We start from the raw sequence: 16,033 nt of genomic DNA on the forward strand, positions 1-16,033 counted from the left end.
AAAAATTGGCTTTCGGTGATTGCACTTGATGGCGCTTTACACTAGCCTACCTGTAACGTTTCAGATTTGGGAGGATACGATGCGTTACCGTTCTGTCTTGGCCGCTCTTGCTACGTCTACATTTCTTTTCGCTACCAATCCGGCTACCGCCGCTGACCTGGAAGTCACTCACTGGTGGACTTCCGGCGGTGAAGCGGCAGCTGCCAAGGTTCTCGCCGAATCTTACGACAAATTGGGCGGCGACAAATGGGTGGACGGCGCGATCGCCGGCAGCGGCAGCACAGCCCGCCCAATCATCGTCAGTCGCATTCTTGGCGGAAATCCAATGGGTGCCACCCAGTTGAATACCGGTCGCGATGCCGAAGATCTGGTCAAGGCCGGTTTGATGACGGACCTGACCGAGCTTGCTACCAAGGAAGGCTGGGCCGATTTTATTCGCCCCTCCAAGCTGCTCGACGCCTGCAAATATGAGGGCAAGATTTATTGCGTTCCGGTCAATATCCACTCCTTGCAATGGATGTGGATCAATCCCAACGCTTTCAAGGACGCCGGAGCAGCGGTTCCCACCAACTGGAACGAATTCGTTGCTGCTGCACCCAAGCTAAAGGAAAAAGGCGTCATCCCACTCGCGACCGGTGATGCGTGGCAAATCGACGGCGTATTTCGCGTGCTGCTGGCCAACCTTGGCGGCAAGGAGCTCTATCTCAAGATAGTGGATGAAAAGAGTACCGAAGCCGCTGGCAGCCCCGAGATGAAAGCGGTCTGGCAAGCTTTTGCCAATGCGCGAGACCTTGCCGACCCCGGCTACGTCGGACGGCAATGGAATGAAGCGACATCACTTGTTCTTACGGGTAAAGCCGGCGGCCAGATCATGGGCGATTGGGCACAGGGTGAATTTGGCGTGGCTGGAAAGGTTGCGGGCACTGATTATGACTGTCTTCCGGGCCTCGGTGTTCATCCGGCCCTCGATACAGGAGGTGACGCCTTCTATTTTCCGAAGAACCAAAACCCGGAAATTACCAAGGCCCAGCTGAAGCTTGCCAGCATGCTTGTCTCCAAGGAGACGCAGGTTGCATTCAATCTCGCCAAGGGGTCGCTGCCGATCCGTGGCGACGTCGACATGCAGGCAGCCAATGCATGCATGCAGAAGGGCATCAAGATATTGGCGGACAGCAACAATGTGCTGCCTTCATACGAACAGGCGTTCTCCTCCGATACGCAAGGCCAGATCGAAGATCTGATGACGGAGTTCTTCGCTGACAAGAGCATGACGGTCGAGGATGCACAGGCCCGTTACGTCGAGATCATCGGCGAAGCCAAATAACTCGAACAACCACTATAGCAGCGATGCCGGCCTCTCGGGTCCGGCATCCGGTGATAGGACTGGAGACTTCGATGGCTGGGAGCCGGCGCCCGTTTACCCCTCTGCGCAACCTGAATGCCAAAATCGCGGCGGTGCCAATGATCCTGACGGTGCTTGTTGTCTTTATTGGCTGCACGCTATGGACCGTCGTTTATTCCTTCACGTCCTCGCGGTCTCTGCCAACGCTGGATTTCGTCGGGATGGATCAATACGTGCGGCTTTTCCGGACGTCGCGCTGGACCGTTTCCCTGAAGAACCTCGCCATCTTTGGCGTTTTGTCTTTGAGCTTTTCTCTGGTGCTCGGATTTATCCTTGCTGCACTGATGGACCAGAAAATCCGCTTCGAAAATACCTTCCGCACCATATTCCTCTACCCGCACGCACTGTCATTCATCGTCACCGGCCTGGTCTGGCAATGGATACTCACCCCGGCCTATGGCGTGCAGAAGGTCGTTCGGGACCTCGGTTTTGAAACTTTCAATTTTCCTATTCTGACCGATGGCCGTTTTACCATCTATGCCATTGTGATTGCGGGTCTGTGGCAAGGTACTGGCCTTGTCATGGCACTGATGCTTGCAGGTTTGCGCAACATTGACGATGAAATCTGGAAAGCAGCACGCGTTGATGGGATACCGGCGTGGAAAACCTATCTTTTCATCATCATTCCGATGATGAGGCCGGTCTTCATCACCACGCTCGTCATCATTTCGGCAACGATAGTCAAAGTCTACGACCTCGTCGTTGCCCTGACGAATGGCGGGCCAGGCATTTCCTCCGAAGTTCCCGCAAAATATGTCTACGATCTCATGTTCTCGCGCGGCAATCTGGGTCAGGGCCTCGCCGCCTCGACGATCATGCTCACCACAGTGCTGATTATTCTCGTACCCTGGGCGCTGCTGGAATTCCGGCCCCGGTATCGCAAAGGAGAAGCCTCGAAATGAGCTCGTCTCTATCCAGTGCCGAACCGCGAGGAGGTCGCCCCAAGCGCTTCCTGTCACCCACATCGATCATGATTTATTCAGCGCTATTGGTTGCCGCCATTTACTATCTCATTCCCCTCTATGTGATGGTCATGACGTCACTGAAGGGTATGCCCGAGATACGACTGGGCAACGTTTTCTCCCCGCCGGTCGAGGTTACCTTCCAACCTTGGGCGACGGCCTGGAACAGCGCATGCACGGGTCTTTACTGCGAGGGTATCAAGGTCGGCTTCTTTAACTCAATGAAGATCCTGGTCCCAAGTGTGATCTTCTCGATCATCATCGCTTCGGTGAATGGCTATGCCCTCTCCAACTGGCGCTTCAAAGGCTCGGAGCTGTTCTTCACGGCGCTGATTTTCGGTGCCTTCATTCCCTATCAGGTGATGCTCTATCCCCTCGTCATCATCACGCGACAACTCGGCATCTTCGGTACGCTGACCGGCGTCATCGTCATTCACACAATCTTCGGAATGCCGATCCTCACCCTGCTTTTCCGCAATTATTTCGTTTCGCTGCCACCGGAACTCTTCAAGGCTGCGCGCGTGGATGGCGCGGGCTTCTGGCGCATCTTCCTACAGATCATGCTGCCGATGTCTCTACCCATATTCGTGGTGGCTGTCATCCTGCAGGTGACCGGCATCTGGAATGACTTCCTGTTCGGCGTGATCTTCGCTGGCACCAAGAATTTCCCGATGACAGTGCAGCTCAACAACATCGTCAACTCCACTCAAGGGGTGAAGGAATACAACGTCAACATGGCCGCGACCATTCTCACCGGTGCGGTGCCGCTCCTCGTCTATTTCTTTTCAGGCAAATATTTCGTCAGAGGCATCGCCGCTGGCGCCGTAAAAGGGTGACCTCAGTGCACAGTGTTTCAATCAAGGATCTTTCGCTCAATTTCGGCTCGATCAGCGTTTTGCAAAACCTCAATATCGAGGTCGCGGACGGCGAGTTCCTCGTGCTTCTCGGGCCGTCCGGTTGCGGAAAATCCACTTTGCTCAATTGCATCGCCGGCCTTCTCGAAATCTCCGACGGACAAATTTTCATCAAGGGCAAGAATGTGACCTGGGAAGAGCCCAAGGATCGCGGCATTGGCATGGTGTTCCAGTCCTATGCGCTCTACCCGCAAATGACTGTCGAGAAGAACCTGTCATTCGGGCTGCGCGTGGCTGGTCTGCCTGCTGCGGAAATCCAGAAGCGCATCGCCCATGCGGCCGAAATCCTGCAGATCGGCCCGCTGCTGCGACGCAAGCCTGCCGAGCTTTCCGGTGGTCAGCGGCAGCGCGTTGCCATCGGCCGCGCGCTCGTTCGCGACGTCGACGTTTTTCTGTTCGACGAACCACTTTCCAACCTCGATGCCAAGTTGCGCTCGGAACTACGCGTCGAGATAAAACGGCTGCACCACAAGCTCGCCAATACCATGATCTATGTCACCCATGACCAGATCGAGGCCTTGACCTTGGCGGATCGCATTGCGGTCATGAAGGGCGGCCTGATCCAGCAGCTTGATGATCCGCTGACGATCTATAACAAGCCGCGCAACCTCTTTGTCGCAAGCTTCATCGGCTCACCCGCCATGAATTTCCTTAAAGGTGAGATCACCGGGCCGGAAGGTTCGCCGGCGTTCAAGGCGAGCGATCTTGATATTTCGCTTGCAGGATATGAAGCGCAACAACCTTTGGCCCCCGGGCATTCCGTCATTTTCGGCTTTCGACCGGAACACATTGCTATCAGTGACCAGCCCGGTCCAGCCGGCCGCTCGTGCGAAGCAGTCGTGGATCTCGACGAGCCAATGGGCGCCGACAGTCTCGTCTGGTTGAAGGTTGCAGGAAAAGCCATCTCGGTTCGCGTCGATTCCGGCAGGCGCTACCAGCCCGGTGAAAAAGTATTCCTGACATTCAATCCCGCCATGGCCTCGCTCTTCGACGCCGGGACCGAAAATCGCCTTTGAACCTCCCAAGCATCATGGAGAAATGAAGTGACCGACTTTTCCTATCAGCTCTACAGCTCCCGCAATTTTCCGCCGCTCGACCAGACGCTCGAAATGTTGCAGCGTAATGGTTATGTGCAGGTCGAAGGCTATGGCGCTGTCTACGGAGACGCAGCAGCCACCAAGGCTGCCCTTGACGCCCACAACCTGACTATGCCTTCGGGCCATTTCAGTATCGATCTTCTTGAACAGGAAGAGCAAAAGGTTCTCGACATTGCTGGAACGCTCGGCATGAAGGCAATCTATTGCCCACATCTCGCTGTGGACCTGCGGCCTGCCGATGCGGCGGGTTGGTCCGCCTTCGGCGAGCGGCTTGAAGCTGCTCATGCCACATACAGCAAGGCTGGATATGTGTTCGGCTGGCATAATCACGATTTTGAGTTCAAGGCACTCGCCGATGGTTCGATTCCGCAAAAGCTGATCTTCGACGCAGCGCCAAGCATCTCCTGGGAAGCCGACATCGCCTGGATCATCCGGGGCGGGGCGGACCCATTCCAGTGGATCGAGGACCACGGCTCACGCATTACTGCCGTGCATGTCAAGGATATCGCTGCTCAAGGCCAGAATACCAATGAGGATGGCTGGGCTGACGTCGGATACGGAACTGTCGACTGGAAGGCGCTGACGTCGGCACTAAAAGATACGCCGGTGAAGTACTTCATCATGGAACATGACAACCCGTCGGACGATGAACGGTTTGCCCGCCGTTCGATCGCAACCGTGAAAGCATTTTGAAGAAAGACAGCACCATGGCCAAGACACTAGGCATCGGCATCATTGGTGCCGGCAATATCTCAGCGACCTATTTGCGACTAGCCCCACTCTTCAAGGGCATTGAAATCCGCGCCATCGCCGACATCAACTACACGGCAGCCACCGCTCGCGCTTCCGAATACGAAACCGAGGCGCGGACTATTGATGGCCTGCTTGCCAGCGACGACATCGATCTGGTCGTCAACCTCACGGTCCCGGATGCGCATTTCGATGTATCGAAGCAGATTCTCTCGGCCGGCAAGCATCTTTATTCGGAAAAGCCGCTGACGCTCTCGTTGAAAGACGGACTGGAGCTTCAGAAGCTCGCTGCGAAAAAGCGGCTCAAAGCCGGATGCGCTCCGGACACTTATCTCGGCGGCGCGCACCAGCTCGCACGCAAGCTCGTCGACGATGGACAGCTCGGAACGATTACCTCAGGCACGGCCCACGTTCTCAGCCATGGTATGGAGCACTGGCATCCCAATCCGGATTTCTTCTTTCGTCCGGGTGGCGGTCCCATCCTCGATCTCGGCCCTTATTATATTGCCAATCTGATCAACCTCATCGGACCGATAAGGCGCGTTGCGGCACTGACATCGATGGCCACGCCGACCCGCACCATCTCCAGCGAACCGCGCAGGGGCGAGACGATCAAGGTAACAACGCCGACGACTGTTCAGGCACTGCTTGAATTCGAAAGCGGCGCATCGATAACCCTGTCAGCCAGTTGGGATGTCTGGGCTCACCATCATCCCAACATGGAGCTTTACGGCACTGACGGCTCGATCTTCCTGCCCGATCCGAACTTCTTTGGCGGTGAGATCAAGTTGGCAAAACCAGGAAAGAAGGCAAAACCAGTCAAGCCCTGGGCGCATCCTTTCGGTACACCCAACCAGAAGCATCCTGCCGGCATGATGGCGAATTACCGCACAGCCGGTCTTGCCGACATGGCCGCTGCAATCCTGCAGGGGCGTGACATACGCTGTTCGCTGGAGCGTGCCTTACACGGTGTCGATGTGATGGTCTCCATTCTCCGCTCCGGTGAGGAGAAGAAGTTCATCGACATCAAGACAAGTTGCTCACGGCCCGAGGCTCTTGGCATCAAGGAAGCCAAATCGCTGCTGAAAAAGACCTGAGGGATTTCTCCCCGGCGATTGCGGTCATGGTCGGGCGCCACTATGTTGGCCGCCCGATCATGTTTTATGGGAATGCCTCGTGACTGCCAGTGCTGCCAATACCGCCCGTATCGCTCGTCTCATCGCCGCCGAGATACACGCACGGCCCGAACAGGCCAATGCGGCGATAGAACTTCTCGATGGCGGCGCAACCGTCCCTTTCATTGCGCGCTATCGCAAGGAAGCCACGGGCGGGCTCGACGATACGCAGCTGCGTACGCTCGACGAACGGCTCATCTATCTGCGCGAACTCGATGCGCGCCGTGACACGGTCATCGAGTCCATCCGCAGCCAGGGCAAGCTGACCGACGATCTTGAAGGCAAGATTGCCAACGCAGTCACCAAGGCGGAGCTGGAGGATATCTATCTGCCCTACAAGCCCAAGCGGCGAACAAAGGCCGAGATTGCCCGCGAACGCGGGCTTGGCCCACTGGCGGAAACAATCTTGTCAGACCGGCGAACCATTCCTTCCGAGCTGGCCAAGAGTTTCCTGAACAACGATGTTCCAGATGTGAAGGCTGCGCTCGATGGTGCCCGGGATATTCTTGTCGAGGCCTTTTCGGAGAACGCCGAGCTCGTCGGTCGTTTGCGCAAGTACATGCAAGATCGCGCGGTTCTCCGCGCCAAAGTAGTGGACGGCAAACAGGAGGCCGGAGCGAAGTTTTCGGACTACTTCAATCATTTTGAGCGCTGGGCAACCGTGCCTAGTCACCGGGCCCTGGCTATGCTTCGGGGGCGCAACGAAGAGGTTTTGTCGCTCGAAATCGAGGTCGATGCTGAAGATACCTCCGCTATCAGACCAGTCGAGCGCATGATTGCCGACGCCTATTCAATCCAGGCTAATGGCGGCGCGGCAGACGGCTGGTTGATGGAAGTGGTGCGCTGGACATGGCGCATCCGCCTGTCGCTCAATCTCTCTGTTGATCTCATGACCGCGTTGCGTGAACGCGCCGAGGAAGAAGCAATCCACGTCTTCGCCCGCAACCTGAAGGATTTGCTGTTGGCCGCGCCTGCAGGCTCGCGCGCAACGATGGGTCTTGATCCAGGCATCCGCACAGGTGTGAAGGTTGCTGTCATCGACGGCACAGGCAAGCTTCTCGATACTACAACCGTGTACCCCTTCCCGCCGCGGAATGATGTGCGCGGAACGCAGGCCGAGCTGGCAAAGCTCGTTGTCAGGCACAAGATCGAACTTATCGCGATTGGCAATGGTACAGGTAGCCGCGAGACCGAACGTCTCGTTGCCGATATGTTGGCGGAGATGCCAGCACCCAAACCGCTGAAGGTGATCGTCAGTGAGGCCGGAGCCTCTGTCTATTCCGCATCGGCCACTGCCGCTGCCGAATTCCCCGGGCTTGACGTGTCGCTTCGCGGTGCCGTTTCCATTGCCCGTCGCTTGCAGGATCCGCTGGCGGAACTGGTCAAGATCGAGCCGAAATCCATCGGCGTCGGCCAGTATCAACATGACGTCGATCAGTACCGTCTTGCGCGTTCGCTCGAAGGCGTCGTCGAAGATGCAGTGAATGCCGTGGGCGTCGATCTAAACACCGCTTCGGCTTCTTTGCTTGCGCGCATTTCCGGCCTTGGTGCATCACTTGCTGAAGCGATTATCGCCTATCGCGACGACGTTGGTCCATTCAAAACCCGTCGCGACCTCCTGAAAGTCGCACGCCTCGGACCACGCTCCTATGAACAATGCGCCGGCTTCCTGCGCATCCCCGACGGCACCGAACCGCTGGATGCTTCTGCTGTCCATCCGGAAGCCTATGGCGTTGCCAAGAAAATCGTAAGTGCTTGCGGTCGCGATGTGCGGTCACTGATGAACGACAGCAGCGCGTTGAAGGCGCTCGATCCTCGCGTCTTCGTCGATGAACGCTTTGGCCTGCCGACGGTGCGGGATATCATTGCAGAACTGGAAAAGCCTGGCCGAGATCCCCGGCCGGAATTCAAAACGGCGTCGTTTGCCGACGGCATCGACAACATAAAGGATCTGAAGCCCGGAATGCTCTTGGAGGGAACGGTTACCAATGTTGCCGCCTTCGGTGCGTTCGTCGATATCGGCGTGCACCAGGACGGCCTTGTTCACCTTTCGCAATTGGCGGATCGCTTTGTCAAAGACGCACACGAGGTGGTCAAGGCTGGGGATGTCGTCAAAGTGCGCGTTGTTGATGTCGATCCCAAACGTAACCGCATCAGCCTGACAATGCGCAAGGATGGTGGGGGAAGCGAGTCGTCACGCAGTCCCCGTGCCGTTGACAAGCCGTCGCGCGCCGCTGTTCCCGCTTCGGGCGGCCAGAAGCCGCAACCTTCGACACAAGGCGCTTTCGGCGCAGCTCTGGCAGATGCACTGCGCAAGAAATAGCTGGAACAATTATGGGAGAACAACCGTGGATATCCGCACAATAGGCAAGACACCGCTCGCCGTAACGCAATTCGGATTTGGTGGCGCAGCGATCGGCGGTCTCTACCGGGAATGTACGCGGGAAGCAGCGATGGAAACGTTGCAGGCTGCATGGGATGCGGGAATGCGCTATTTCGACACCGCGCCCTTTTACGGCTTCGGTCTATCCGAACGGCGGACCGGCGATTTTCTGCGCAGCAAACCGCGCGAGACATATGTGCTTTCGACGAAGGTCGGCCGCTTGTTGCGGCCCGTCCCGGAAGATCAGGTACCGGACTACTCCTACGTCAATCCGTTACCCTTCACAGTTGACTACGATTATAGCTATGATGGGATCATGCGTTCGTTCGAATTCAGCTATGCCCGGCTGGGCCTGAACAAGATCGACATACTCTACGTCCACGATATCGGCGCATATACGCACGGCGCAGAAAAGAACGCGATCTATCAGGCGCAATTGCTGGATAGTGGCGTGCGCGCACTGGACGAACTGAAATCATCGGGCGCGATCTCGGCCTACGGTCTCGGCGTCAATGAGGTTGACGTCTGTCTCGACGTGATTGCCAGGCACCCCATAGACTGTATCCTGCTTGCAGGCCGCTATTCACTGTTGGATCGCTCCGCAGAGCGCGGTTTGCTCGAAGTCTGCCGCAGACAACAGGTTTCGCTGGTGATCGGCGGCGTCTTCAATTCAGGCATTCTCGCAACCGGGCCGGTTCCGGGCGCAAATTTCGACTACGGTCCTGCCTCGGACGATATTCTAGGTCGCGTTCGCGCCATGCAGAAGATCGCAGAAGCGAATTCGATCCCACTTGCCGCCGCCGCGATGCAATTCCCGTTACGGGAGCCGGTCGTCGCCAACGTTCTGATCGGCACAGCCAAGCCCTCGAGCCTCACCCGGAACATGGAGCTGTTAAACGTGGGGGTACCGGACGCGGTCTATGACGCGGTCGAACCGTTCACCATCCGATGAAGGTCAATTGTGGCGGTTACAACCGCCACAATTGACGAATTTACGCTGCTATACGGCGGCTATTGACCAGATCCATAAGCTTTAGCGCCCGCGCAAGACTGTCCGCCTGCTCGGTGGCGAAACGGTTCCCGGTTATTTCCATGATCAGCGTCGTATCCGGCAGAAATGTAAGTTCCGAGAAAATCTCTTCCCATGGAATGTCGCCCCAGCCAATCGGTAAATGCAGATCGCCGATGCCAAGTGCAGTCGCCTCAGCCGGATGATAGAACTTCGTCATGCTGTATGGACGGCCAAAGCTGTCATGAACATGCATGTGCCCGGTGACCGGAGCCATGGCTTTGATCTGTTCGCGCCAATCGAGACCGAGCCGTGTGCATTCGATATAGGCATGACTGAAGTCGATTAACCCACAGACATTCTGACTGTTGACGGCTCGGACGGTCTCACCGACCTTTGCCGGCGTCTGGCGATATTCTGCGTCGCTGAGTGCGAAGATATTTTCCAGTGCAATCCGTACGCCATAACCCTTGGCGACTTCGGCCAGCTCTGCCAAAGCATCGCGTTCCATCTGGTCGAGATCGCCAATACGCGTCAACGCTGGCATCTTGGCCTGTCCGCTATGATGGACGAGAATGCCAGCCTCCACACGATTGCACAGTTCAAGCATGGCGCGAACAACGGACTTCTGCAGCATCAGATGTTCCTTGTCCATGAAGTTGGAAATAATCTGGCCATGTACGCTATAGCGAAGGTCGAATTGACCGGTAATTTCCAGCAGGCGTTCCAACCGGCTTGGGATGATGCGGCCACCGGAAATGAGCTCTTCCCCATAGAGCGACAACTCAGCAGCACTCGCGCCAAGATCACTGATCGTCCGCAAAGAATCTTCAAGCACGCTGAAATTGCCGTCCCCCGTATAGGTGCAGAAGCCGACGGCTGAAATGATGGACTCCGTATTCATGATTGATCCTTTCAGTACAGCTAAGCTGCCACGGTCGATTGATTGGTATTGTGTTTCAATGCAGGCGCGTCGTCGAGACGCAAACCGGTATCCCTGGAGAACAAATGAATGTGTTCTGATGGCAATTGCAGGCCGACCGTCGCACCAGTCTCGAAGAATGGAGCTTCATCGCCGCCGACAGCAAAGATCGTTCCATCGATGTCGACGTGCACATTGCGCCCGGAGCCAAGCTCTTCCACAAAATCGACGGTCGCAGGCACACTGTTTGCCGTTCCTGCCTTTACCAGACGGCAATGCTCCGGACGAATCCCGACAGACACGGTGCTTCCTGCATTGTCGCGGCCAAGTGCCGGGTCAATCGCCATTTGGATGCCGTCGAGCAAAACAAAGTTGCCGCCTGGCGCTATGGTGCTGTCAAAGAAGTTCATGGCAGGCGAACCGATGAATGTCCCGACAAAGCGGGTTCGTGGCCGGTGGTAGATCTCCAGCGGCGTGCCGACCTGTTCGACATGGCCCTTGTTCATAACAATCAGCTTGTCGGCAAGTGTCATCGCCTCGACCTGATCGTGGGTCACGAATACCGACGTTGCTGAAAGTCGCTTGTGCAGGCGGCGGATTTCTACCCGCATCTGCACCCGCAGCTTGGCGTCGAGATTGGAAAGGGGCTCGTCGAACAGAAAGACCTTCGGTTCGCGGATGATCGCCCTCCCCATGGCCACACGCTGCCGTTGACCACCGGAAAGCTGTGCCGGCTTACGGTCCAGCATTTCCTCAAGCCCGACAATGCGCGCAGTCTCAGTGATACGCCGATCTCGCTCGGCACGCGGAACACCCGCAACCTTCAGCGCATAGCCTATATTGGCGGCCACGTTCATATGCGGATAGAGCGCGTAGTTTTGAAATACCATCGAACAGCCGCGATCGCGGGGTTCGAGGTCATTTACGACCGTGCCGTCAATCGAAATCTCGCCTGCAGAAATCTCCTCGAGCCCGGCAATCATGCGCAGCAGCGTGGACTTGCCGCAGCCGGACGGGCCAAGGATCACCACGAATTCGCCAGACTTGAAGTCGAGATCGACCCCATGCAGGATCTGTGTGCGGCCATAAGACTTGCGGACGTTCCGGATGTTGATTTCGGCCATGAGTTTTCCTTTATTTCTCTGTCGAGACCAGACCACGGACGAACCAGCGCTGCAGAACAGCGACAACGATCAGGGGCGGCAGCATGATGATGAGTGCACCGGCCATGGAGATATTCCATTCTGGCAGGCTGTTGATATTCGGAACGAGCGTGCGCATCGCGACCATCGCTGTCTGGTAGTCGGCTTCTGTTGTCATCAGCTTTGGCCAGAGATATTGGTTCCACGCATAAACGAACATGATCGTTGCCAGCGCCAGCATGTTGGTGCGCGACAGCGGCAGCAGGATATCGATAAAAAAGCGCAAAGGGCGCGCCCCATCCATCTTTGCCGCCTCTGCCAGTTCATCCGGTAGCGTCATGTAGAACTGCCTGTACAGGAACGTACCGGTTGCTGTCGCGATAAGCGGCAGGACTAGACCGGAATAGGAATTCAAAAGGTTCCACTGCAACGACAGTTCGATTCCGGTCAATGTCTGGATGAGCCAGCGCACCGGCGCGAAAACATCGGCGGCGATATTATAGGTCGGGATCACACGCACCTCGAGCGGCAGCATCAGGGTGAGGAACACCATCCAGAAGAAGACATGGCGCAGCGGGCTGCGAAAATAGACGATGGCGAAGGCGCTGAGCGCCGCAACGATCACCTTGCCCGACATGACCAGCAACGACGTGACAAGGCTGTTGAACAGGGCCGGTCCAAGATTGGCCCGTTGCCATGCGGCTTGCAGGTTATGCAGAAAATCCGCTCCCGGCACGAAATTGAAGGGGACAGTATTGACCTGTGCCAAGGATTGCGTCGAAGCCGCGAATATCATCCAGAATGGGCCGAGGATGAGCAGCAGGCCGAGAAACATGATGAAATAGGTGACGGCGTTGAGAATGGGGGTGCGTTCGATCATCACCGGATCCTATTTATAGTGCACGCGCCGCTCGACGTAGCGGAACTGGATGAATGTGAAGAGCATGATCAGGGCGATGAGAACGAGGCTCTGCGCGGCCGCGCCCGAATAATTCAGGCCGCGGAATGCCTCGCTGACTATGCGGTAGACCATGACATCGGTTGATTTGTTCGGCCCGCCCTCGGTCGTCAGGTCGACGATGCCATAGGTGTCGGGACCGACGAAGCTCTCGGTCAGGTTGAGGACCAGCAGGAAGAACAGGGTTGGCGCAAGCAGCGGGATTTGCAGATCCAATGCCCGGCGTACTGGACCGGATCCGTCCATCGCCGAAGCTTCAATCAGGCTGCGCGGGATCGACTGGAGACCTGCCGTCATGAAGATGAAATTGTAGCCGATCCATTTCCAGGCAAAACACACGATGACGAGGATCATGGCGTGGCTGCCGAACTTCGCCGGATTCCACAGATCCGGCGACCAGGTATTGACGACGGCAATCAGGCCACTCTCAGGCGCGAAGATGAAGCGGAAGGCAAGGCCAACCGCCGGGGCGGCGATGGCATAGGGCCAGATATAGAAGAATCGGAACAGGCCTGATCCCTTGAGCTGGCGATCGACGCAAATCGCAAGCACGAAGGCGATGAACATGGAAAGCGCGGTGGCGCTGAAGGCGAAGAAAAGGCTAAGCGAAACTGACCGCCAATATTCCGTATCGGCAAAAACTTCCCGAAAATTGTCCCAGCCGACGAACAGTCTCTCGCCCACCCCGCCAAATGCCGGCTCCAGCGAAAAAGCCCAGGTCAGAACCGACGTTGCCGGCCAATAGAAGAAAAAGAAAATCAGCAGCAATTGCGGCAGCGCAAACGCGATCGGCAACCACCAGCTTTTGAAAACAGTGCGCTTGTTCATGAGATCGACCTGCCAGCCTGTTCTTCTGATGCAAGAAAGCGATGGCCCGGATGCGCTCCGGGCCATCGCGACGACAGGATTAGTTCAATGCACGGCCGGCATAGGTCTTTTCGAAGCGGCGTAAGATGGCGTTGCCACGTTCAACAGCCTGATCGAGGCCCGCCTGCACCGTCAACTTGCCGAAGAAAATGCCTTCCATGGCATCCGAGATTTCCTTGCGGATTTGTGGGAAGCCGCCAAGGCGAATGCCGCGAGTATTGGCCGATGTCGGGGTGAATGTCAGACTGGCAATGGCCTTGTCGCGACCTTTATAGGCTGGCTTGTCGTAAAAACCGTTGGCCTTCATGGCGTCGAAACCGGTCTTCGTGACCGGAATGTATCCGGTGACAGTCGACCACCACTCAACCATATCCGGCTGGGCAATGAAGTTGAGGAAGGCGGCTGCGCCTTTATATTCCGCTTCCGGACGGTTGTTCAGGACCCAGAGTGATGCACCGCCGACGAGTGAATTCTGACGCTCGGTACCTTTCCAGACGGGGAGCATGGTGACATCCCACTTGGTACCAGGCTTGATAGTCTTGCCAACGGTGCCATGATCGGCAATCGACGACTGGATCATCTGGCAGGTCTCGGAGGTGAATGCCGGCACAACATCCATGCCGAGCTGCTTGGTCTTCACAACAAACAGGCCTTCATCGGTCATCTTCTTGAAGAAGGTCAGGTGATCGACAAGTTTGGTCTTGTTGATCACAAGTTCCGTATCGAGGCCGTCATAGCCATTGTTCTTGGTAGCGATCGGCTGGTTGTGAATGGCTGAGAACTGTTCGACCGTCGCCCAGGTGTCGAAGCTGAATCCGAGCGGGCAGGCATAACCGGCAGCCTTCAACTTGCGTGCGGCGGCTTCCACGTCTTCCCAGGTTTGCGGAGCGCCCTCGATGCCGGCCTTGGTGAAAGCATCGACATTATAATAGAACATGGCGGTCGATGAGTTGAACGGGAACGAGTAGAGCTCACCTTTGGACGTCGCATAGTAGTTGGCGATGCCGCCGAAATAATTGGCCCAATCGATCTTGTAACCGTTGTCTTCCATAAGCTTCTTCGCCGGAACGAAAGCGCCTGACAGCATCAGGTCGAGCGTGCCGCCGTCGAACACCTGGACGATGGCCGGATGCTTCTTGGCGCGATAGGCCGCAATGGCGTTCTGTACTGTCTCGGGATAGCCATTCTGGCTGGTGCAGACGATCTGGTAATCCGCTTGCGATTCGTTGAATTTCTTGCACGTATCCTGAACACGCTCGCCGAGGTCACCGCTCAGCCCGTACCAGAATTCAAATTTGACCTTTTCCGCGAGCGCCGGCGTTGCGCCCAGACCAACGGCCAAGGCGGCTACAGCCATGCTCAATTTGACACCAAGTGTTTTCATCTGAAGCCCCGATCCAATGAGTGACAATGATTTTTGGGCAGTACCAGGAGAGCCGGTCCGCCTCGACCGGGACTATGTCTAGGGCGGTTATGTGAACCTTTGATCGAACTGATGCGAAAGTATTGTGACAATGCACAGCTGCGTAAAACAGCTGGATAAGCCGGCTGTCAGTGCAGCTGGTGCTCGTAAGAGGACACTCGAAATGCCAGCATGTTCTCATCTATAAGGCAATTGCTGCCACATTCTCCTGCTTCCCTGCGATAAACTCTGACCAGACACAAGGAGACCCTAATGCCCTATGAACTTTATTACTGGGACGGATTGCAGGGGCGCGGCGAATTCGTGCGATTGGCCCTGGAAGAGGCTGGAGCCGAATACATGGACGTTGCGCGCCAATCGGATGGAACTGCAGCAATGATGAAGCTTCTAAAGAGCAAATCCGCACCATATATTCCCTTTGCGCCGCCGTTCTTGAAGGACGGTGATCTGATCGTATCGCATGTCGCGAATATACTGTTTTATCTCGGACCGAAGTTAGACCTTGCACCGGAGGATGAACCATTGCGCTTCATCGCAAACGGCTTGCAGTTGACAATCACTGACTTTGTGGCCGAGGTGCACGACACCCACCACCCGCTCTCGACGAATCTGTATTTCGAAGATCAGAAGGAGGCAGCCAAGCAGCGCTCGGCCGATTTCATTGAGCATCGGATCCCCAAATTCATGGGTTATTTCGAGCGTGTGCTCGAGCAAAATCCGGATGGAAAAAAGCATGCTGTCGGAAACCGGCTAAGCTACGTAGACCTTTCGCTGTTCCAGATCATTGAAGGGCTCCATTACGCCTTTCCGCGCGCCACCAAACGCTTCGGTGAACGTTATCCGGCGCTGACGGCCTTGCATGATGCCGTTGAGAACCGGGCCAATATCAAGAAATATCTTGCCTCCGACCGGCGGCTCGACTTCAATGAGTCCGGTGTTTTCCGCCACTATCCCGAGCTCGATCAGGACGCGTGACGCGGCGGCAATCACTTTTTCCGCCGCCTTCTCACTTTCTCTGGACATGCCACG

14 protein-coding genes are annotated in these 16,033 nt (G+C 56.4%); 9 read left to right on the forward strand and 5 right to left on the reverse strand.

Annotated elements, in window-relative coordinates:
- The first annotated feature begins 79 nt into the window (after positions 1 to 79).
- From C7476_RS23355 to C7476_RS23390, 8 genes are all read left to right on the forward strand, one after another.
- A complete protein-coding gene (locus tag C7476_RS23355) occupies positions 80 to 1,324 on the forward strand; it encodes an ABC transporter substrate-binding protein (RefSeq protein ID WP_114432254.1) in 1,245 nt (414 codons plus the stop codon).
- A 71-nt stretch (positions 1,325 to 1,395) separates the two neighbouring features.
- Positions 1,396 to 2,304 carry a carbohydrate ABC transporter permease gene (locus C7476_RS23360; protein WP_114432255.1) on the forward strand — a complete coding sequence of 303 codons (909 nt, stop codon included), beginning with the start codon at positions 1,396 to 1,398 and terminating at the stop codon, positions 2,302 to 2,304.
- Positions 2,301 to 3,200: a carbohydrate ABC transporter permease gene (locus tag C7476_RS23365; RefSeq protein WP_114432256.1), complete on the forward strand. Its 900-nt coding sequence runs from the start codon at positions 2,301 to 2,303 to the stop codon at positions 3,198 to 3,200. The genes C7476_RS23360 and C7476_RS23365 overlap by 4 nt, the downstream gene beginning before the upstream one ends.
- A complete protein-coding gene (locus C7476_RS23370; protein ID WP_114432257.1) occupies positions 3,197 to 4,294 on the forward strand; it encodes an ABC transporter ATP-binding protein in 1,098 nt (365 codons plus the stop codon). Before C7476_RS23365 ends, C7476_RS23370 begins: the two co-directional genes overlap by 4 nt.
- A gap of 27 nt (positions 4,295 to 4,321) precedes the next feature.
- Positions 4,322 to 5,068, forward strand: coding sequence for a sugar phosphate isomerase/epimerase family protein (locus C7476_RS23375; RefSeq protein WP_114432258.1), 747 nt, complete (start codon positions 4,322 to 4,324; stop codon positions 5,066 to 5,068).
- 14 nt (positions 5,069 to 5,082) lie between these two features.
- Entirely contained in the window at positions 5,083 to 6,222 is a 1,140-nt protein-coding gene (locus C7476_RS23380) for a Gfo/Idh/MocA family protein (RefSeq protein ID WP_114432310.1), read from the forward strand.
- 79 nt (positions 6,223 to 6,301) lie between these two features.
- Positions 6,302 to 8,623 (forward strand): Tex family protein, encoded by a 2,322-nt coding sequence (locus tag C7476_RS23385; RefSeq protein ID WP_114432259.1) that lies wholly within the window; start codon positions 6,302 to 6,304, stop codon positions 8,621 to 8,623.
- Between the two features lie 25 nt (positions 8,624 to 8,648).
- The gene (locus C7476_RS23390) at positions 8,649 to 9,635 is read left to right on the forward strand and encodes an aldo/keto reductase (protein ID WP_114432260.1); all 987 of its coding nucleotides are present in this window, start codon (positions 8,649 to 8,651) and stop codon (positions 9,633 to 9,635) included.
- A gap of 40 nt (positions 9,636 to 9,675) precedes the next feature.
- On the opposite strand, the gene C7476_RS23395 is transcribed toward C7476_RS23390, so the two are convergent.
- The 5 genes from C7476_RS23395 to C7476_RS23415 form a co-directional block, all read right to left on the reverse strand.
- Positions 9,676 to 10,596, reverse strand: coding sequence for a sugar phosphate isomerase/epimerase family protein (locus tag C7476_RS23395; protein WP_114432261.1), 921 nt, complete (start codon positions 10,594 to 10,596; stop codon positions 9,676 to 9,678).
- Positions 10,597 to 10,616: 20 nt separating this feature from the next.
- Positions 10,617 to 11,738 (reverse strand): sn-glycerol-3-phosphate import ATP-binding protein UgpC, encoded by a 1,122-nt coding sequence (locus C7476_RS23400; RefSeq protein ID WP_114432263.1) that lies wholly within the window; start codon positions 11,736 to 11,738, stop codon positions 10,617 to 10,619.
- 10 nt (positions 11,739 to 11,748) lie between these two features.
- Positions 11,749 to 12,636, reverse strand: coding sequence for an ABC transporter permease subunit (locus tag C7476_RS23405; RefSeq protein WP_114432264.1), 888 nt, complete (start codon positions 12,634 to 12,636; stop codon positions 11,749 to 11,751).
- Positions 12,637 to 12,645: 9 nt separating this feature from the next.
- Positions 12,646 to 13,542, reverse strand: coding sequence for a carbohydrate ABC transporter permease (locus tag C7476_RS23410; protein ID WP_114432266.1), 897 nt, complete (start codon positions 13,540 to 13,542; stop codon positions 12,646 to 12,648).
- 79 nt (positions 13,543 to 13,621) lie between these two features.
- Positions 13,622 to 14,965 carry an extracellular solute-binding protein gene (locus C7476_RS23415; protein WP_114432267.1) on the reverse strand — a complete coding sequence of 448 codons (1,344 nt, stop codon included), beginning with the start codon at positions 14,963 to 14,965 and terminating at the stop codon, positions 13,622 to 13,624.
- A gap of 291 nt (positions 14,966 to 15,256) precedes the next feature.
- On the opposite strand from C7476_RS23415, the gene C7476_RS23420 reads away from it, so the two are divergent.
- A complete protein-coding gene (locus tag C7476_RS23420; protein ID WP_114432268.1) occupies positions 15,257 to 15,979 on the forward strand; it encodes a glutathione S-transferase in 723 nt (240 codons plus the stop codon).
- Positions 15,980 to 16,033: the final 54 nt, after the last annotated feature.

The sequence above is a fragment of the Phyllobacterium bourgognense genome (genome assembly GCF_003337575.1).
GTDB classification, from domain to species: Bacteria; Pseudomonadota; Alphaproteobacteria; order Rhizobiales; family Rhizobiaceae; genus Phyllobacterium; species Phyllobacterium bourgognense.